Origin of the sequence: Rhodoferax sp. (genome assembly GCF_011391645.1) — a bacterium.
Lineage (GTDB): Bacteria > Pseudomonadota > Gammaproteobacteria > Burkholderiales > Burkholderiaceae_C > Rhodoferax.
Map to the genome: position 1 here is coordinate 18,772 of NZ_JAABQC010000018.1, position 16,783 is coordinate 35,554.

The following is a 16,783-nucleotide window of genomic DNA, read 5'->3' on the forward strand; positions in this document are numbered from 1 at the left end:
TCAGTTGTCCAGGCGCAAGGTCACAAAGGCGCGTCGCTCGAATAAAAATGACTCATCAAAGTCGGCATAGGGCTGCCCCTGATTTTGGACCGTCAGCGCGAGTTCGCCGGTGCGCCGGCCGTAGCGCAGCGTCTTGGCCAATCGCCAATCGGTGCGGTTGACGTACTGCTTGAATTCATCCGATTGCAGTCTGAATGGCTTGCTGTATTGGTGGCTCACGCTGAACTGCAGGTCAAAGGGCAACTGCTGAACCAGCAACAGGGTGCTGGCAGACTCCGGCATCGATTCTGCCAACTGGGGTCGCGTTGGCGGGCTCGGGAAAAGCACATTCGCAAAGGTCTGGCTAAAGTTTAGTTGAGCGCCCGCCCAGGGACGGCCCTGCCATTGGAACTCCACACCGCGCAGGGTAAAGCTGTCGCCATTGATGTAGTCGGCCGGTTTGGAGGGAACAAGGGACGTGCCCGGCGGCAATGGGTAGGGCAGGCGCTGCGAAAGACCGGTCAGCGACTCATCAAAAATGCGGACATCAAGGCTTGAGTTCAGCCATGAAAAGGTCCCAAAGTAGCCAAGCTCGCGGGTGCGCACCGCCTCAGAATCAATATTGCCGCGTGCCAGCACATCAACTTGCAGCAATTTCCCGTTGGGCAAAATACGACGAACGTCCCCATCCGTCTCGAACCTGCTGGGGGGCCGGAACGACCTGGCCATGCCGGCGCGCAGAGTCTGGCCGGGCGCAACGTGCCAGTTCAGCATCAACCGGGGCGCCAAGCTGGAGCCGCTGACGCTGCTGTGCTCGGCCATGATGCCGGCATTGAGCAGCAGATCAGGTCGCATGCGCCATTCGGCATGGGCGAACAGGCGCGAGAAGTCGGTCACCAACGGTTCGGTTGTGTTGTACAACGGCAGCGAGGTCACCGACTCACGCCGAAACTCGGCGCCCCAGACCGCACGCAAGGCCTCATTCAGGCGCACGGTGTGCTGGGCGGTCAGGGAATCGTTGCTGGCGCTGCCGCTTGAGTCAAGATACAAGCCGGGAACAGGCGTGAACGGCGCCCGGTCGTGGCTTTTTTCCCGGCTATGCGAGTAGCTGACAGCCAGGTCCTGGTCAGGGCTGAGCACTTTGTTCCAGTCGGCTTGCACAAAACTGGAATCATAGGAGGTGTCGCGCAAGGGTTTGGTCACCACGCCCACCGAGCCGCGCCCGGCATCGATCGTGGTCCAGCCCAAGCGCAGCGCCAGGTTGGTGGTGTCGGAAGCCTGCCAGTCCGACCTGAAATTCACACGCCGCACCCGGTTGTGCCCATTGGATCCGACCAGCCCGTCGTCGCCCTGCTCGTCGATGCCCAGCCGCATGCCGACCTCTCCGGCGCGCCAGCCCAGCCCCAACTGGGTGTCCTGAATGCCGTTTTCCCCCCGGCTGATCTTCGCTGACACCCCCAGGGTGGCCGACGTGTGCCGGGTGATGATGTTGACCACGCCCAGCATGGCGCGGGCACCGTAGGCCACCGAATTGGAGCCGCGCAATACCTCGATACGTTCAATGTCTTCCAGCGCCACCGACATCAGGCCAGGCGCAACGCTGCCGGCGAAATAACTTGAATAGACCGAGCGGCCGTCCAACAGCACCTGAATCCGGCCAGAATAATTTCCAAAAACACCGTGGTAACTGACCTGGGGCGCATCGGCCTCAAACGACATGCTGCTTTGGAAACCGGGTACCAGCCGCAGCAGGTCCGGCACGTCGCGCGCGCCCGAACTGCGGATGAAGTTACGGTCGAGGATGGTGACGGCGCCGGGTGTTTCATCCAGCCGCTGCGGCATGCGCGACACCGACAGCACGATCGGCATGTCCTGGAGAAAATCGTCTTCAGAAACGCCCTTGTCGGTCTGGGCCGAAAGCCCGTGGCTGGCCATCAGCCAGACCAGCCCCACACTGACGGAAACACCGGACCGAACCACAGGCGAAAGATTTTTCATGGCTTTATTGTGCCTTGAAGGCGCACCGCCCACGGTGGTCAACGCCACCTGTCGCCTTCAGGTCGGTTGAGTCACCACCCGACCCGCCTCGATGGTGATGCTGCGCATGCAGCGCTCTGCCATGACGCGGTCATGGGTCACCAGCAGCAGCGTGGTGCCGAGCTCACGGTTGAGTTCAAACATCAGGCTCATCACTTTCTCGCCGGTGGCAAAGTCCAGGCTGCCAGTGGGCTCGTCGGCCAGCAACACGGCGGGTTGCACCACAAAGGCCCGCGCCAGCGCCACGCGTTGCTGTTCGCCGCCCGAGAGTACCTTGGGGTAGTGCCCGAGGCGCTCGGCCAGGCCCACGCGCGCGAGCATCTCGGTGGCCAGCTTGCGCGCCTGGCGCCGCCCTGCCAGTTCGAGCGGCAGCATCACGTTCTCCAGTGCGGTCAGGTTGCCCAGCAGTTGAAAGCTCTGGAACACAAAACCGAGTTTTTCAGCACGCAGCGCGGCGCGGTCGTCCTCGCTCATGGCAAACAAATCCTGCCCGGCCAGGCGCACGGTGCCCTGGCTGGGCGTGTCGAGTCCGGCAATGATCGACAGCAGCGTGCTTTTGCCCGAGCCCGAAGCACCGACAATAGCCGCTGTTTCGCGCGACTGCAGGGCAAAATCAATGTCCTGCAAAATCTCCAGGGTGCCCGTCGCGTCGGTCACCGACTTGAACACGTGCTCTACCGAGATAATGACTTCAGACATGACTTTTTCTTTACAACAAATGAATTTGAACCGCCGCCACTGTATCGTGTTGACGGCAAACCTGGCCGGCATCGGGATTTACGGCAATGCGGCGGCCACGGCCAGCCCGCCTGCGCGCCCGGCCAACACCATCCTGGTGGTGGGTGATTCCCTGAGCGCGGAGTATGGCCTCAAGCGCGGCACCGGCTGGGTCGCCCTGCTGGAGCAGCAACTCCAGAAAGAAAAAATCCAGGCTGCTGTCGTCAATGCCAGCATCAGTGGCGACACCACCTCGGGCGGCCGGGCCCGTCTGGCGGCCTTGCTGACGCAACATCGACCCACACTGGTGGTGATTGAACTTGGCGGCAATGACGCCCTGCGCGGGCTGCCACTCAATCTGACCCGGGACAACCTGCTGGCCATGACACGGCTGGCGCAAAAAAGTGGCGCCAGCGTGCTGTTGCTGGGCATGCAGATGCCACCCAATTACGGCCGTGATTACGGCCTGCGCTTTTCCCGCATGTATGCCGACGTGGCCAAGATCACGCAGGCCGCGCTGGTGCCGTTTTTCCTCAAGGGGATGGCTGACGCATCCGACAGCATGGTCTGGTTTCAGGCCGACCGCATTCACCCCACCGAGGAGGCGCAAGCACGGATGCTGGGCAATGTCTGGCCAACGCTCAAAAAAGGGCTGAAATGAGTTTGACGCCTGTCAGCGCAACCGAAATCATTGCCCGGCTTGCCGACTTCGATGCCATCATCGATGCCCGCAGCGAGGCCGAATACCAGGAGGACCATTTGCCCGGCGCGGTGAACTGGCCCACCCTGAACAATGCCGAGCGCATCGAGATAGGCACCCTGTACAAGCAGGTCAACCCCTTTGAAGCCCGCAAGCGCGGCGCAGCAAAAGCCGCACGCAACATTGCCGCGCACATCGAAAACAGCGTGATCGACAAACCCCGTGACTGGCGACCGCTGGCCTATTGCTGGCGCGGCGGCCAGCGCAGTGGCTCGCTGGCGCTGATCCTGAGCCAGATCGGCTTTCGGGTCACACTGGTGGAAGGCGGCTACAAGGCCTTTCGGGCCGCGTTGGTGCAAGACATTGTGACCCGGATGCCCGGGCTTTCATTCAAGGTGATTTGCGGCCCCACCGGCAGCGGCAAAACCCGGCTGTTGCAGGCGCTGGCGGCACAAGGGGCGCAGGTGCTGGACCTGGAAGCGCTGGCCAACCACCGCAGTTCAGTGCTGGGGGCCATGCCCGGACTGGCACAACCCACCCAAAAGCGCTTTGAAACGCTGATCTGGGACCAGCTGCGCGGCTTTGACCCGGCACTGCCGGTGTTTGTGGAAAGCGAGAGCAAGAAGGTGGGCAATTTGTCGGTGCCGGCGCCTCTCATGGATGCCATGCGCGCCAGCCCCTGCCTGAACTTGCAACTGTCGGACGCGCAGCGGGTGGCGCTGTTGCTGGAAGACTACGCCTACCTGACCCAGGACGTGGCCTATTTTTGTGAGCGGCTGGCCAAGCTCACCGAGCTCAAGGGGCATGCGGTGGTGGGGCGCTGGCAGGCACTGGCCCAGCAGGGTGATTTCTCAAGCGTGGTGACGGAGTTGCTGGTCCAGCATTACGACCCGGCATACCTGCAATCGATGCAGCGCAATTTTGTGCAGTTTCCCCGGGCCGCTCAGCTCTTGCCGGCAGACCGGTCGATGGCTGCCATGACGCAGTTGGCTGGCGAACTGGCTTGAAACCTGGCGTTTACGTGGCTGAGTGACGCGGCGCCGACAGGCTCGCGCCCCTCGTTGTCAGCCAGTCGAGCCTGGGGTGCCCTCTGCGGGTTGCTGGGGCTCGTCGTCTTGCCCTTCAGGGCCACCCTCGCCCGCTTTGCGCTGGGCTTTTTCCTTGAGCTTCTCTTCTTTTTTCTTCTTTTTTGCCAGTTCTTTCTGACGCTTTTCGTAGCCGTAATTAGGTGTTGCCAAGTTGTGCTTTCAAGTTAATGCGGTGATTTTAGCTGCGCATCGGCCAACGCTGGTTGCAAGCTGACACTCAGGCGCATTGCAGCAAGGCTTGCGCCAGGTCGTGCCGCAAGTCTGCCGCCGACTCCAGACCCACGGAGAACCGCACCAAAGTGCCGTGCTGCAGCTGCGCAGGCCAGCCGGTGCGCATGGATTCGAGCTGGTAAGGCATCACCAGGCTGATGGGGCCGCCCCAGCTGTAACCAATTTTGAACAGCTGCAAGGCATCACAAAAGGCGTCGACCCGCGCCTGGCCGTAGGCCGGTTTGAAGATCACGCTGAACAGGCCAGCCGCGGCGCCGGACGCATCGCCGCACAGCGCCAGCCAGTGCGCGTGACCCGGTGACAGCGGCAGGGCCGGATGCAAAACCTGGGCAAATTCGTCGCGCAGCAAACACCATTGCGCCAGTGCACGGGTGGATTCGTCGTGCTGCCGGTAACGCAGGGGCAGACTGGGCAAGGCGCGCAGCACAGCCTCGGCATCGTTGGCCGCCACGCCCAGCCCCAGGCGCATGTGGCACAGCTTGAGCCGCATGTGCAGGCGCTCGTCGGTGGTGATGACACTGCCCATCAGCACATCGCCGCCACCACTGGGGTACTTGGTGAGTGCGTGGATGGAGATGTCAACGGCCAGCGCCGGCTGGGCACCCGGCATGAGATCAAAGGGCTTGAAGGCCAGGCCGGCACCCCAGGTGTTGTCCAGCGCGCAGCAGACGCCGGCTGACTTGCACAGGCGCACCTGCTCACACAGGTCTGGAAACTCCAGCGTGACCGAGCCCGCCGCCTCCAACCAGACCAGCCGGGTCCGGGGAGAAATTTTGGCGGCCAGATCGGCGGGATCCATGGGGTCAAAGTAGCGGTGGCGGATACCCCAGTGCAGCAATTCGCCCTCGGCCAGTGCCTTGGAGGGCCCGTAAGCGTTGTCGGGAATCAGCACCTCGTCGCCGCTCTTGAGCAAGGCCAGTGCCACCGTGGCAATCGCGGCCAGCCCGCTGGGCACCAGCAGACATTGGCTGCCGCCCTCGAGCGTGCAAAGCCGCTCTTCGAGCGTGTAGGTGGTGGGCGTGCCGTGCAGGCCATAGGTGTAGGCAGACTTGTCTTTCCAGTCAAACTGGCGCATCGCGGCCACATTCGGGAAAAAAACCGTGGAGGCCTTGAACACGCCGGGCTGCGGAGCAGAAAAACCAGCCGGCGGCTGGTAGGGATGATGAATCAGGGTGGTGGCGAGGTCAGTCATGGCGACCGCGGGCGTGTGTCACACGCTCCATTTTTTCAGGAGATGCTCAGGGCGCATGCTGTCGTAGCCCTCAAAGGGCTGGTGGATCCAGGGGTTGGTGGGCAAAAATTCAACCGAGTAGTCGGGCATGAACCTGGACAGCGACTTGGTCCAGATCACCGCGCTGCGCAGTTCGGTGATGGGCTTGTAATTGTTTTTGAGCTGGTCGATCACGGCTTGCAGCGTCAGGCCTGAATCTGCCAGATCATCCACCAGCAACACCCTGCCCGCAATTTCGCCCTTGGGGGTGGTGATGTAGTGCGCGATGTCCAGGTTGCCCTGCTCGGTGCCCGCGTTGGACCGGTAGGAGCTGGTGGACATGATGGCCAGCGGCTTGTCAAATACACGCGACAGGATGTCGCCAGGGCGCATGCCGCCGCGCGCGAGACACAAAATGGTGTCGAATTGCCAGCCCGACTGGAAAATCTTGATGGCCAGTTTTTCAATCAGGCCATGGTATTCGTCGTAGCTCACATACAGGTGCTTGCCATCTTCGGTCAACATAAATGCCCCTCAAGTAATTGTTGTTGCAAATCGGATGTGAGTGAAAGACCTGCCGGTTCCGAATCATTCGGCCAGAAACGGATGGCGCAGCATGATGGTGTGGTCCCGGTCCGGGCTGGTCGAGACGATGTGCACCGGCACACCGGTGACCTGTTCAATGCGCTGCAAGTACAGGCGCGCGGCGGTGGGCAACTTGTCGTACTGTGTGACACCCACCGTGCTCACAGTCCAGCCCTCGAGGGTTTCATAAATGGGCACGCAGCGGGCAATGTCATCAGCGCCCATCGGCAGGATATCGGTCACTTCGCCGTCGAGCTCGTAACCGGTGCACAGCTTGAGCTCTTTGAGGCCGTCGAGCACATCGAGCTTGGTGATGCATAAACCGGTCAGGCCATTGACCTGCGCGGAGCGCTTGAGCAGCGCCGCATCAAACCAGCCACAACGCCGACTGCGTCCGGTGGTGACGCCCTTTTCAGCGCCCACGGTGCTCATGTGCCAGCCGGGCGTGCCCTCCACTTCCCAGTCCAGTTCGGTCGGGAACGGGCCACCGCCCACACGGGTGCAGTAGGCCTTGGTGATACCCAGAATGTAGTGCAGCAAACCCGGGCCGACACCAGCACCGGCGGCGGCGTTGCCGGCCACACAGTTGCTGGAGGTGACAAACGGGTAGGTGCCATGGTCGACATCGAGCAAGGTGCCCTGCGCGCCTTCAAACAGCAGGTTTTCGCCGTTGAGATGGGCGTCGTTGAGCTCGCGCGAGACGTCGGCCATCATGGGCTTGAGCAGCTCGGCGTGGCGCATGGCCTCGTCATAGACCGCGTCAAACTGCACTTCTCCGTCTTGCATGTAGGGTGCCAGGGTGGGGCCGAAGTCAAAGGTTTTGGAGCCCAGGAAGCTGGTCAGGACATGGTTGTGCAGGCTCAGCAGCACCCGCAGCTTGCCGGCAAAACGCTCGGGGAACTTAAGGTCCTGGACGCGTAGCGCGCGCCGTGCAATCTTGTCCTCATAGGCCGGCCCGATGCCGCGCCCGGTGGTGCCAATTTTTTCGCTGCCGCCCTGCTCGCGCGCCGCCTCGCGCGCCACATCCAGCGCCGCATGAAAAGGCAGAATCAGCGGGCAGGCCTCGCTGATGCGCAGGCGCGCGCGCACCTCGACCCCCACTTTTTCCAGATTGGCAATTTCATCGAACAACTTGGCCGCCGACAGCACCACGCCGTTGCCGATGTAGCACTTGACGCCCGGGCGCATGATGCCGCTGGGAATCAGGTGCAGCGCGGTTTTGACACCGTTGATGACGAGCGTGTGGCCGGCATTGTGGCCGCCCTGAAAACGCACCACGCCCTGCGCGCTTTCGGTGAGCCAGTCAACCAGCTTGCCTTTGCCCTCGTCGCCCCATTGGGTGCCAACGACAACCACGTTACGTCCTTTGATCGCTGTCATTTTTGTTTCGCTTCTCTGTTTCAATTCATTGCCTGAACAACCCATTGCCCCGCCGCTTCAATCAGCTCGCGATCGCAATGGAACTCATCCACTTCACTCTCATGGCCAGGCAGCACGCACACCACCACCTCGCCCCTTGATCGCAGGCCCGCAATCGCCGCATTGAGACCGGCATCGTCGCGCCACGGGGCCCGAATGGCGGCTTGCAGCGCACGCGGCGCAACGCCGGCAACCAGCGCCTTGAGGTCAAGGCTGAAGCCCGCGGCGGGCCGGTTGCGGCCAAACACCGCGCCCACTTTGTCATAGCGGCCGCCACGCACCAGCGCATCGGCGGCACCGGGCGCATAAATGGCAAACCGGGCACCGGTGTAGTAGCCATAACCGCGCACATCGGCCAAATCGAAGGTGAGCCGGGCACCGTCGAGGTGCTGGGCCAGATAGCTCAGGTTGCGCAGCGCCTCATGCACCTCTGGCAGCGGGCTCAGAACCCTTTCTGCTTCCGACAGAACCTGGGCATCGCCATACAACTGCACCAGGGCCAGCAGGTCCTGGCGCACCCGCACCGGCAGATCACGCGTCAAATCGCGCAGTTCGGCGCTGTCCTTGGCCGCCAGTGCGGCATGCAGCGCGCCCAGACGCGTGGCGTTGAGGGGCACCTCGGCCAGCAGGGCCTTGAGCAACCGTGCATCTGCCAGATCAATGCTGGGGGCCGCCACATGGGCAGCCTTGAGGCAGTCGATCGCCAGCCTCAGGATTTCGATGTCGGCCTCAAGACCGGCGTGGCCGTATATTTCAGCCCCCAATTGCAGGGGTTCGCGGGTGGCATGCGGCGCGCCTGACCGGGTGTGAAGCACCGGGCCGCAGTAGCACAAACGGGTAACACCGGCTCGGTTGAGCAAATGGGCATCAATGCGGGCCACCTGGGGCGTGCAGTCAGCGCGCAGACCCATCATGCGCCCGGAAATTTGATCCACCAGCTTGAAGGTTTGCAGGTCAAGCGCCTCGCCGGCGCCGGTAAGGAGCGACTCAAGGTGCTCCATCAGGGGCGGCATCACCAACTCGTAGCCGTAGCTGCGTGCGGTGTCGAGCAAGTCGCGGCGAAGTTCTTCGATGTGGCGCGCCTCGGAAGGCAGGACATCGGCAATGTGATCCGGCAGAACCCAGGCGGACATGTGATTGATGGAGGCTGTTAAAGACGCGATTTTACCGGGCAAAAGTGCGCACGGCTTCAGGTCAGCCACCAAATCAGCGCAACACCCGACAACAGGCTGCACAATCCGAAAAATCGCAACTGCCCATCGCTGAGCTTGAGAATCTGGACAAAGGTCTGGCGCCAGATGCCCGGTGACATGAAAGGCATGAAGCCTTCAATCACCAGCACCAGCGCCATGGCGAGCCAAAAGGTGGTGCTGTCCAAACCAGCCCCCGGCGTTACTTTTTGGGGCTTGCCGACAACCCGCCGCGCATCGACTTGAAGAATTCTGAGCTTGATGGATCGAGCACCATCACGTCGTTCTTGTTGGAAAACGACGCCTTGTAAGCATCCAGGCTTCGGTAGAACTGGGCAAATTGCGGGTCACGGCCAAACGCCTCAGCGTAGAGTCGCGCCGCCTCGGCATCGCCCTCACCCTTGAACTTCTGCGCGTCGCGGTAGGCGTTGGCCACGGTCACCTCGCGCTGGCGGTCGGCATCGGCGCGAATCTTTTCGCCTTCGGCAAAACCGGTGGATCGCAACTCGTTGGCAACGCGCTTGCGCTCGGCCTCCATACGGCGGTAAACCGACTCGGTGATGGCATCCACATAGTCGACCCGCGTGATGCGCACGTCGATCACATCCACACCCCAGGGCTTGGCGCCGCGCACCTGACTCAACACTTCAGACTTGACGTCTTCCATCACTTCTTCACGCTTGGCCGACAACAACTCTTTCACGGTGCGCTTGTTCACTTCTTCCTGAAACGCGTTGCGCACCACCCGGTTGAGCTGGCTGGCGCCGGCCGCCTCAGTGGTGCCGACGTTGCGAATGTACTCGGTGGGTTCGGAAATGCGCCAGCGCACGTACCAGTCGATCACCACCCGCTGTTTCTCAGCCGTCAACACCGGCTCGTTGTCGGTGCTGTCGAGCGTGAGCAGGCGTTTGTCAATGTAAGAGACGTTTTGAAATGGCGGCGGCAACTTGAAGTTCAGACCCGGCTCGGTAATCACCTCCTTGATCTGGCCCAGGGCCAGCACGACGCCAAACTGGCGCTGATCCACCACAAAAAGCATTGAGCTGAGCAGAGCCAACGCGAAGAGGATGCTTGAAAAAATAAATCCTAAGCGGTTCATGCCTGGCTCCTATCGGGTTTCACGGGTACGGTCACGCGCGGCGTCACGCGCGCGCGCATCCGAAATGGCGGCTGCCGCATTGGCAGGGCTGGCCGCAGGGGCCACCGGCACAGCTGCCGTCTCCTGGGCCACTTGCCCGGTCATCTGGATCAGCTTGTCAAGTGGCAAATACAACAGGTTGGAACCCTGTTTGGAGTCCACCATGATCTTGGTCACGTTGCTGTAAATCTGCTGCATGGCGTCGATGTACATGCGGTCGCGGGTGACCTGGGGCGCCTTCTGGTACTCGGTCAGCACAGATTTAAAGCGCTGCGAATCACCCTGGGCTTGCGCCACGATGCGGGCCTTGTAGGCGTCGGCTTCTTCCTTCAAGCGGGATGCCGCACCAACTGCGCGGGGAATCACGTCGTTGGCGTAGGCCTGGGCTTCGTTCTTGGCACGCTCGCGCTCCTGACCGGCCTTGAGCACATCGTCGAACGCCGCTTGCACCTGCTCGGGTGGCCGGACGCCGCCTTGCTGCAGGTTGATGCCGACCACTTCGATGCCCACCTTGTAGCGGTCGAGAATGTTTTGCATCATGGCCCGCACCCTTGGCGCAATCTGGTCGCGTTCTTCAGACAGCGCACTGTCCATCTTCATCTTGCCAACCACCTCGCGGACGGCGGTTTCAGCGGCCTGCACCACGGCATCCGCCGGGTTTTTGCTCTCAAACAAGAACGCGCGCGCATCGTTGAGGCGGTATTGCACGGCAAACTTGATTTCCACAATGTTTTCGTCTTCGGTGAGCATGGCCGACTCGCGCAAGCCGGTGGCCTTGATCACGACATCGCGCCCAACATCGACCGAGCGGATCTGGGTGACAAAAATCACTTCATGGCGCTGGATCGGGTAAGGCAGTCGCCAATTGAAACCAGCCCCAACCGTTGAGTTGTACTTGCCGAACTGGGTAATGACGGCCTGCTGACCCTCTTGCACGATGAAGAAGCCGGTCCCCAGCCAGATCAGCACGGCGACACCCGCCACCAGACCCACACCAATGCCGGCGCTCTTCATGTCGGGCTGAAAGCCACCACCGTTATCACCGCCAGAGCCACCACCACCGCCCCGAATCGGCGTTGCACCCCGGTTGCCGCCTTTGAGGTTGCCAAACAAGCCACCCAGTTTGCGGTTGAAGTCACGCCACAGTTCATCAAGGTCGGGCGGCCCCTGGTTGGCACCCCGGCGCGGCCCACGAGGGGCCTGGTTGCCGGGTGGCACATCAGAGTCTTGCTCGGGCGGCTTGTCGCCCTGCGCGTCGGATGCGTCCGGTTTGTCGTCCGAGCGCCCCCAACGAGGGTCATTGAGATTGAACATGCCCCGCAGTCGGGACGGAAAAGCAGCGAGGCTAAAAATCGGTCGTTGAAGTTTCATCGGATCACTCATATTTACATTGACTCCATTGTGCCGAAACCGGCGTCAGCCTCATGACTCGCATGGACATCCGGCGGCGCCAACTCTGCGTTTGAAGCGCCCTGGATTTTGTCCACCAGAATCTGACGCAACACCGGCACGCCGTCACCCGTCTGCGCGCTCAAAAATACACGGGGTGTGGGCACACCGGCAAGATCGTAAATGTCCTGCAGCGCGCTGGGACGCAACGTGGCGTCAAGCTGATCGAGCTTGTTGAAAATCAGCACCTGCGGAATGTCCGCAGCCCCAATTTCGGACAACACGCGCTGCACTTCGGCAATTTGTTCAACATGGTTTGGGCTGGAAAAATCCACCACATGCAGCAGCAAGTCGGCATCCACGGCTTCCTGCAGGGTCGCCTGAAAAGCATTGACCAACCCGTGTGGCAGGTCCCGGATAAAGCCCACGGTATCCGACAGCGAAACCACGCGCCCCAGGTCACCCAGGTACAACTGCCGGGTGGTGGTGTCGAGGGTGGCGAACAACTGGTCTGCCGCATACACGCGCGCCTTGACCAGCGCGTTAAAGAGGGTGGATTTGCCCGCGTTGGTGTAGCCCACCAGTGAAATATTGAAGGCATCACGGCGTGAACGCTGACGGCGCTGGGTTTGCCGCTGCCGCTTGACCTTGACGAGCCGCTCCTTGATGCGCTTGATGTTGTCACCAATCATGCGGCGGTCCAACTCAATCTGGGTTTCGCCGGGCCCGCCGCGCAAGCCGATACCGCCACTTTGCCGCTCCAGGTGCGACCAGCGGCGCACCAAGCGGGTACTTAAATATTGCAGCCGGGCCAACTCCACCTGGAGCTTGCCCTCATGGCTGCGCGCGCGCTGGGCAAAAATTTGCAGAATCAGCAGGGTTCGGTCGTTGACCGGAAGTTCCAGATGCCGCTCAAGATTGCGTTGTTGTGCCGGACTCAGACTCTGGTCAAACAGGATCTCTTGCACGCCCAGTTGGGTGGCAAGCTGCTTGATTTCGTCAGCCTTGCCGCTGCCAATGAACAGGGCGGCATCGGGGGCTTTGCGCTTGCAGGTGAGCCGCGCAACCGGTGTTAGCCCGGCAGTCTGGGCCAGCAGGCCGAGTTCTTCGAGTTGCCCGTCAAAAAAGGGAAGGCCCAGATCAACGCCCACCAGCAAGGTGGGGGTGATCTGGCGATCAGACTGCTGCAGGTTCGTCACCCTCAGCGGCTGAGAAATTGACTGCCCGACCGGGCACGATGGTGGAAATGGCGTGCTTGTAAACCATTTGCGTCACGGTGTTGCGCAACAAAACCACATATTGATCGAACGACTCGATTTGACCTTGCAGCTTGATGCCATTGACCAGATAAATTGACACCGGGATATGTTCCCGGCGCAACGTGTTCAGGAATGGATCTTGCAAAAGTTGGCCTTTGTTATTCACGATATTCTCCGTGTTCGGAAATTTAAGAAGGAGAGACGATACCACAGCGAAAGCTGCAATCTCTGGGGGCAAGGACTAATTCCTTAAGAAACGGACAAGCTGCCGCAACAGGCGAAGATCAGGCCTGCTTGTCGGCAAACGGATTGCTCGCGGTCTTTAACTCGATGCGTAGCGGCGTGCCCACCAAATCGAAAGCCTGGCGGAAGCGCCCCTCCAGGAAACGCTTGTAGGCATCGGTCACGTGCTCCAGCGAATTGCCATGGATGACGATGACGGGCGGATTCATGCCGCCCTGATGGGCATAGCGCAATTTGGGACGGAACATGCCGGCACGTTTGGGGCTTTGAAATTGCACCGCCTCCAGCAGCAGACGCGTCAGGACAGGGGTTGACATCTTGCAATTGGCCGCCTTGTGGGCCTGGGCAATAGAGCTCCACAAAGGCCCCAGACCCTGGCGCTTTTGTGCCGAGATGAAATGCAGGTTGGCGAACTTCAAGAAAGGCAGGCGGGTTTCAATCGAGCGCTTGACCAGTTCACGCTGGTAGTCGTCCACGGCGTCCCACTTGTTGACAGCCAGCACCACCGCGCGGCCATTTTCCAGAATGTAGCCGGCAATGTGGGCGTCCTGGTCGGTCACGCCCTGGGTGGCATCAATCAGCAGCAACACCACATGCGCGGATTCAATCGCCTGCAGGGTCTTGACCACCGAAAACTTTTCAATGGCCTCGAAGACCTTGCCACGCCGGCGCAGGCCAGCGGTGTCGATCAACTCGAACTTTTGGCCGTTACGCTCAAACGGCACAGAAATGGCGTCGCGCGTGGTGCCCGGAAGGTCAAAGGCAACCAGACGCTCTTCACCGAGCCAGACATTGATCAGGGTTGATTTGCCCACGTTGGGCCGACCCGCCACCGCCAGTTTGATGACGCCGGGTTGCTCGGGCTCCGGGATCTCATCCTCGGTTGGCTGCAACTGCGAAAACACCTTGTCAAGCAACTCACGGATACCCTGGCCGTGGGCCGCCGAAACGGCGAGAACCTCACCAAAACCGAGTTCATAAAACTCGACCAGTTGGCTGCCGGCCACCAAGCCCTCGGCCTTGTTGGCGACCAACACACAGGGCTTGCCCAGGCGCCGCAGGTAATTGGCAATATCGTGATCCTGAGCTGAAACGCCCGCACGGGCATCAACCAGAAAAATCACCACATCGGCCTCGGCCACAGCCTGGCGTGTTTGCTTGGCCATTTCCTTGTATATACCGGCGCTGGCATCGGGCTCGAAGCCACCGGTGTCAATCACGATGTACTCGTGCTTGCCCTGATTGCCGTTGCCATAATGCCGGTCACGCGTCAGGCCGGCGAAATCTGCCACGATGGCATCGCGCGATTTGGTCAGACGGTTAAACAACGTCGATTTGCCAACGTTGGGTCGCCCGACCAATGCCAATACAGGTTTCATGCCGTGATGTCCGTGAGAGCGTGCGATTTATTCAGGCTGAAAGCCGTAGACACCACCGTTGCGCGTCACCACCACCAGGGTGCCAGCCGCCGCCACAGGGGTCGCCACGATGGCAGAGCCATCGGTGGTCAGTCGGGTCAGGGGGGTGCCGTCGGCCTTTGAGAGGAAATGCACCAGCCCGGTGTTGTCGCCAAGAACCACCGATCGACCCAACGCCAAAGGTGCACTCAGGTCGCGGTAGCGCAAGCGATCCGAGGTCCAGACTGGCTCGCCATCGGTTCGCCGCCAGGCAATCAGGCTGCCATCACCCTCAACCCCGTACACCAGGCGCTCGTCACCATGCAGTCCCACGGCACCCGCAGCGGTCCGTTTCCATGTGACGGTGCCGCGCAGCGTATCGATGCAAGCCACAGCGGTCTGAAATGCGCGCGCGCACACTTCGTTGGCCTGACGGCTGACGCCGCCCACCAGGTCCACCAGGCGCTCAATGTCGTTGGTGCCCCGCGGCGAGGCCAGCGCTGCATCCCACACCACGTTGCCGTTGAGTGGGTTCATGCCCACCAGACGACCCGCCAGTCCGGCCACCAGGGTATTGCCCATCGCCATCAGCACGCCTGCCTTGCGCAACACCAGCGCTTCGCCGGGGCGTTGTTGTTGCCACAGCTTGCGACCGCCCCTGGCATCAAAGGCTGCCACACTGCGATCGGCACCCAGCACGAAGACACGCTCGCCTGCCACCAGCGGGGCGGTGAAGACTTGCACTGCCAGGCGCTGACGCCAGATCACCTGGCCAGCCTCGATCACCACCAGTTCATTGTTGCGCGTGACCACAGCGGCAAAACGGCCGTCACTGCCCACACCGGCAGAAATGGGCGCGCCCACCTGCGCGCTCCACAGTTGCGCACCGGTGCCTGCGTCCAGCGACAACACCGTGCCATCGCCGCCGGCAAGCGTGATGGCCGAGCCGTCCACCTTGACTTGCAGCGGAAAGTCAACGGGTGCTGTTTTGCTGGTCCAGACCGTGCGAACACCAAGCAGCGCCGGGTTGGCGCCCAAATCAGCAGGCTTGATGGGATCAGATCCACTCGCACAGGCCGACAAGACAAGAATCAGCGCCGCCGTCAGGACACGACGCAGTGAAACCACTGAATGAAAATTTGCCATGATGAGTTACTTTCCGACCGCAGTGGCCACTGATGCTTGCTGCTGAACATCGACACCCAAAGCGTTGAGCTTGACTTCAACCAGTCGGCGGTATTCAGTGCGCGGGTCAAACAGGCGGTAGGCCTTTTCGTATTCGGCAGTCGCCTTTGCCTTGTCACCTTGCAAGATGAATACATCACCTTTGCGGTCGGCCACCAAGGCGTTGAAGCTGGCCGGATACGCCAGATTCAGCAGGCTCATGGCTTCGTCGTAACTTTTGGATTCAATGGCAATGGAGGCCAGGCGCAAACGCGCCAGCGCCTGGTACCCGGCGTCAGAAGACTTTTCAGCCACCCAGCCCAACGCGGCCTTGGCAGCATCGGGTTTGCCCAGAGCGATGAACTCGCGGGCCACCAGCAAGCCCGACTGCTGGGCATAAACCGTGGATGAAAACTTGTCTTTCATGTCGCTGAAAACGCGCTCCATGCGCGCGGCATCAGCGGCCTGCACGGCACGGTCCACCTCGTCAAACAGCACTGCCGCCTGCTGGGCCTGGCTGCGCTGCCAATAATTGTATAAATTCCAGCTGGCGAATGCGCCCAAAACAACAATGACCACCCAGGTGATGGCATTGCCGTATTGCTTCCAGAAATGCTTGATCTGGTCAAGCTGTTCTTGTTCTTCAAGGTTTAGTTGGGTGGCCATGAGGGTATCCGGTTAAGCGATCAATTGTAGGGCGGGAGCCCAGCTGGCCACGTCGGCAAGCGAATGCACTTGCTGGGCAGCGCTGGCATCACGCAAAGGTTTGACGGTCACCTGCTGGGCATGGATTTCATCGTGGCCAAAAATCAGGGCAAAGCGTGCGCCGCTGGCATCAGCTCGTTTGAACTGGCTTTTCATGCTGGCCACGGCATCGCCCGCGCTGGCATGCATCTGCACGCTGACGCCGGCCTGGCGCAAGCGCTGCAACGTTGACAAAACCTGCGGCAGGAAAGATGCCTCGGTGACGATGGCATAGGCATCCAGCGGCGGGCTCACACCGGCCAGACCCGCGCCTTTGGCCAGGGCCAGCACAC

Annotated in this window: 18 protein-coding genes; 2 read left to right on the forward strand and 16 right to left on the reverse strand. The window is 61.2% G+C overall.

What is annotated here, in order from left to right; all coding sequences use genetic code 11:
* The gene (locus tag GPS82_RS04150) at positions 1–1,977 is read right to left on the reverse strand and encodes a TonB-dependent receptor (RefSeq protein ID WP_296491289.1); all 1,977 of its coding nucleotides are present in this window, start codon (positions 1,975–1,977) and stop codon (positions 1–3) included.
* Positions 1,978–2,034: 57 nt separating this feature from the next.
* Positions 2,035–2,715, reverse strand: coding sequence for an ABC transporter ATP-binding protein (locus GPS82_RS04155; protein ID WP_296491291.1), 681 nt, complete (start codon positions 2,713–2,715; stop codon positions 2,035–2,037).
* Here GPS82_RS04155 and GPS82_RS04160 point away from each other — a divergent pair.
* Both GPS82_RS04160 and mnmH read left to right on the forward strand, forming a co-directional pair.
* Positions 2,714–3,394 carry an arylesterase gene (locus GPS82_RS04160; protein WP_296491294.1) on the forward strand — a complete coding sequence of 227 codons (681 nt, stop codon included), beginning with the start codon at positions 2,714–2,716 and terminating at the stop codon, positions 3,392–3,394. The genes GPS82_RS04155 and GPS82_RS04160 overlap by 2 nt on opposite strands.
* Positions 3,391–4,440 (forward strand): tRNA 2-selenouridine(34) synthase MnmH, encoded by a 1,050-nt coding sequence (gene mnmH, locus GPS82_RS04165; RefSeq protein ID WP_296491296.1) that lies wholly within the window; start codon positions 3,391–3,393, stop codon positions 4,438–4,440. The genes GPS82_RS04160 and mnmH overlap by 4 nt, the downstream gene beginning before the upstream one ends.
* A gap of 57 nt (positions 4,441–4,497) precedes the next feature.
* Here mnmH and GPS82_RS04170 read toward each other — a convergent pair whose 3' ends face one another.
* The 14 genes from GPS82_RS04170 to GPS82_RS04235 form a co-directional block, all read right to left on the reverse strand.
* On the reverse strand, positions 4,498–4,671 hold the full coding sequence (locus GPS82_RS04170) for a hypothetical protein (protein WP_296491300.1): 174 nt from the start codon (positions 4,669–4,671) through the stop codon (positions 4,498–4,500).
* A 67-nt stretch (positions 4,672–4,738) separates the two neighbouring features.
* Positions 4,739–5,944, reverse strand: coding sequence for a PLP-dependent transferase (locus GPS82_RS04175; protein WP_296491301.1), 1,206 nt, complete (start codon positions 5,942–5,944; stop codon positions 4,739–4,741).
* Positions 5,945–5,962: 18 nt separating this feature from the next.
* Entirely contained in the window at positions 5,963–6,487 is a 525-nt protein-coding gene (locus GPS82_RS04180) for a phosphoribosyltransferase (protein ID WP_296491305.1), read from the reverse strand.
* A gap of 63 nt (positions 6,488–6,550) precedes the next feature.
* Complete coding sequence (locus tag GPS82_RS04185) at positions 6,551–7,927, reverse strand: adenylosuccinate synthase (RefSeq protein ID WP_296491310.1); 1,377 nt, start codon at positions 7,925–7,927, stop codon at positions 6,551–6,553.
* A 20-nt stretch (positions 7,928–7,947) separates the two neighbouring features.
* A complete protein-coding gene (locus tag GPS82_RS04190) occupies positions 7,948–9,099 on the reverse strand; it encodes an ATP phosphoribosyltransferase regulatory subunit (protein ID WP_296491312.1) in 1,152 nt (383 codons plus the stop codon).
* Between the two features lie 56 nt (positions 9,100–9,155).
* Positions 9,156–9,344: a DUF2065 domain-containing protein gene (locus tag GPS82_RS04195; protein ID WP_296491313.1), complete on the reverse strand. Its 189-nt coding sequence runs from the start codon at positions 9,342–9,344 to the stop codon at positions 9,156–9,158.
* Positions 9,345–9,358: 14 nt separating this feature from the next.
* Positions 9,359–10,255: a protease modulator HflC gene (gene hflC / locus GPS82_RS04200; protein WP_296491315.1), complete on the reverse strand. Its 897-nt coding sequence runs from the start codon at positions 10,253–10,255 to the stop codon at positions 9,359–9,361.
* A gap of 9 nt (positions 10,256–10,264) precedes the next feature.
* The gene (gene hflK / locus GPS82_RS04205) at positions 10,265–11,665 is read right to left on the reverse strand and encodes an FtsH protease activity modulator HflK (protein ID WP_296491317.1); all 1,401 of its coding nucleotides are present in this window, start codon (positions 11,663–11,665) and stop codon (positions 10,265–10,267) included.
* Between the two features lie 14 nt (positions 11,666–11,679).
* Positions 11,680–12,882, reverse strand: coding sequence for a GTPase HflX (gene hflX, locus GPS82_RS04210; RefSeq protein WP_296491319.1), 1,203 nt, complete (start codon positions 12,880–12,882; stop codon positions 11,680–11,682).
* Entirely contained in the window at positions 12,860–13,108 is a 249-nt protein-coding gene (gene hfq / locus GPS82_RS04215) for an RNA chaperone Hfq (protein ID WP_296491321.1), read from the reverse strand. The genes hflX and hfq overlap by 23 nt, the downstream gene beginning before the upstream one ends.
* Before the next feature lie 118 nt (positions 13,109–13,226).
* Positions 13,227–14,564, reverse strand: a complete 1,338-nt coding sequence (gene der / locus GPS82_RS04220) for a ribosome biogenesis GTPase Der (protein WP_296491323.1) — start codon at positions 14,562–14,564, stop codon at positions 13,227–13,229.
* 27 nt (positions 14,565–14,591) lie between these two features.
* Complete coding sequence (bamB, locus tag GPS82_RS04225; RefSeq protein WP_296491326.1) at positions 14,592–15,728, reverse strand: outer membrane protein assembly factor BamB; 1,137 nt, start codon at positions 15,726–15,728, stop codon at positions 14,592–14,594.
* Positions 15,729–15,734: 6 nt separating this feature from the next.
* The gene (locus GPS82_RS04230; protein WP_296491329.1) at positions 15,735–16,412 is read right to left on the reverse strand and encodes a tetratricopeptide repeat protein; all 678 of its coding nucleotides are present in this window, start codon (positions 16,410–16,412) and stop codon (positions 15,735–15,737) included.
* A gap of 12 nt (positions 16,413–16,424) precedes the next feature.
* On the reverse strand, positions 16,425–16,783 hold a 359-nt coding region (locus tag GPS82_RS04235), incomplete at its 5' end, for a His/Gly/Thr/Pro-type tRNA ligase C-terminal domain-containing protein (RefSeq protein WP_296491330.1).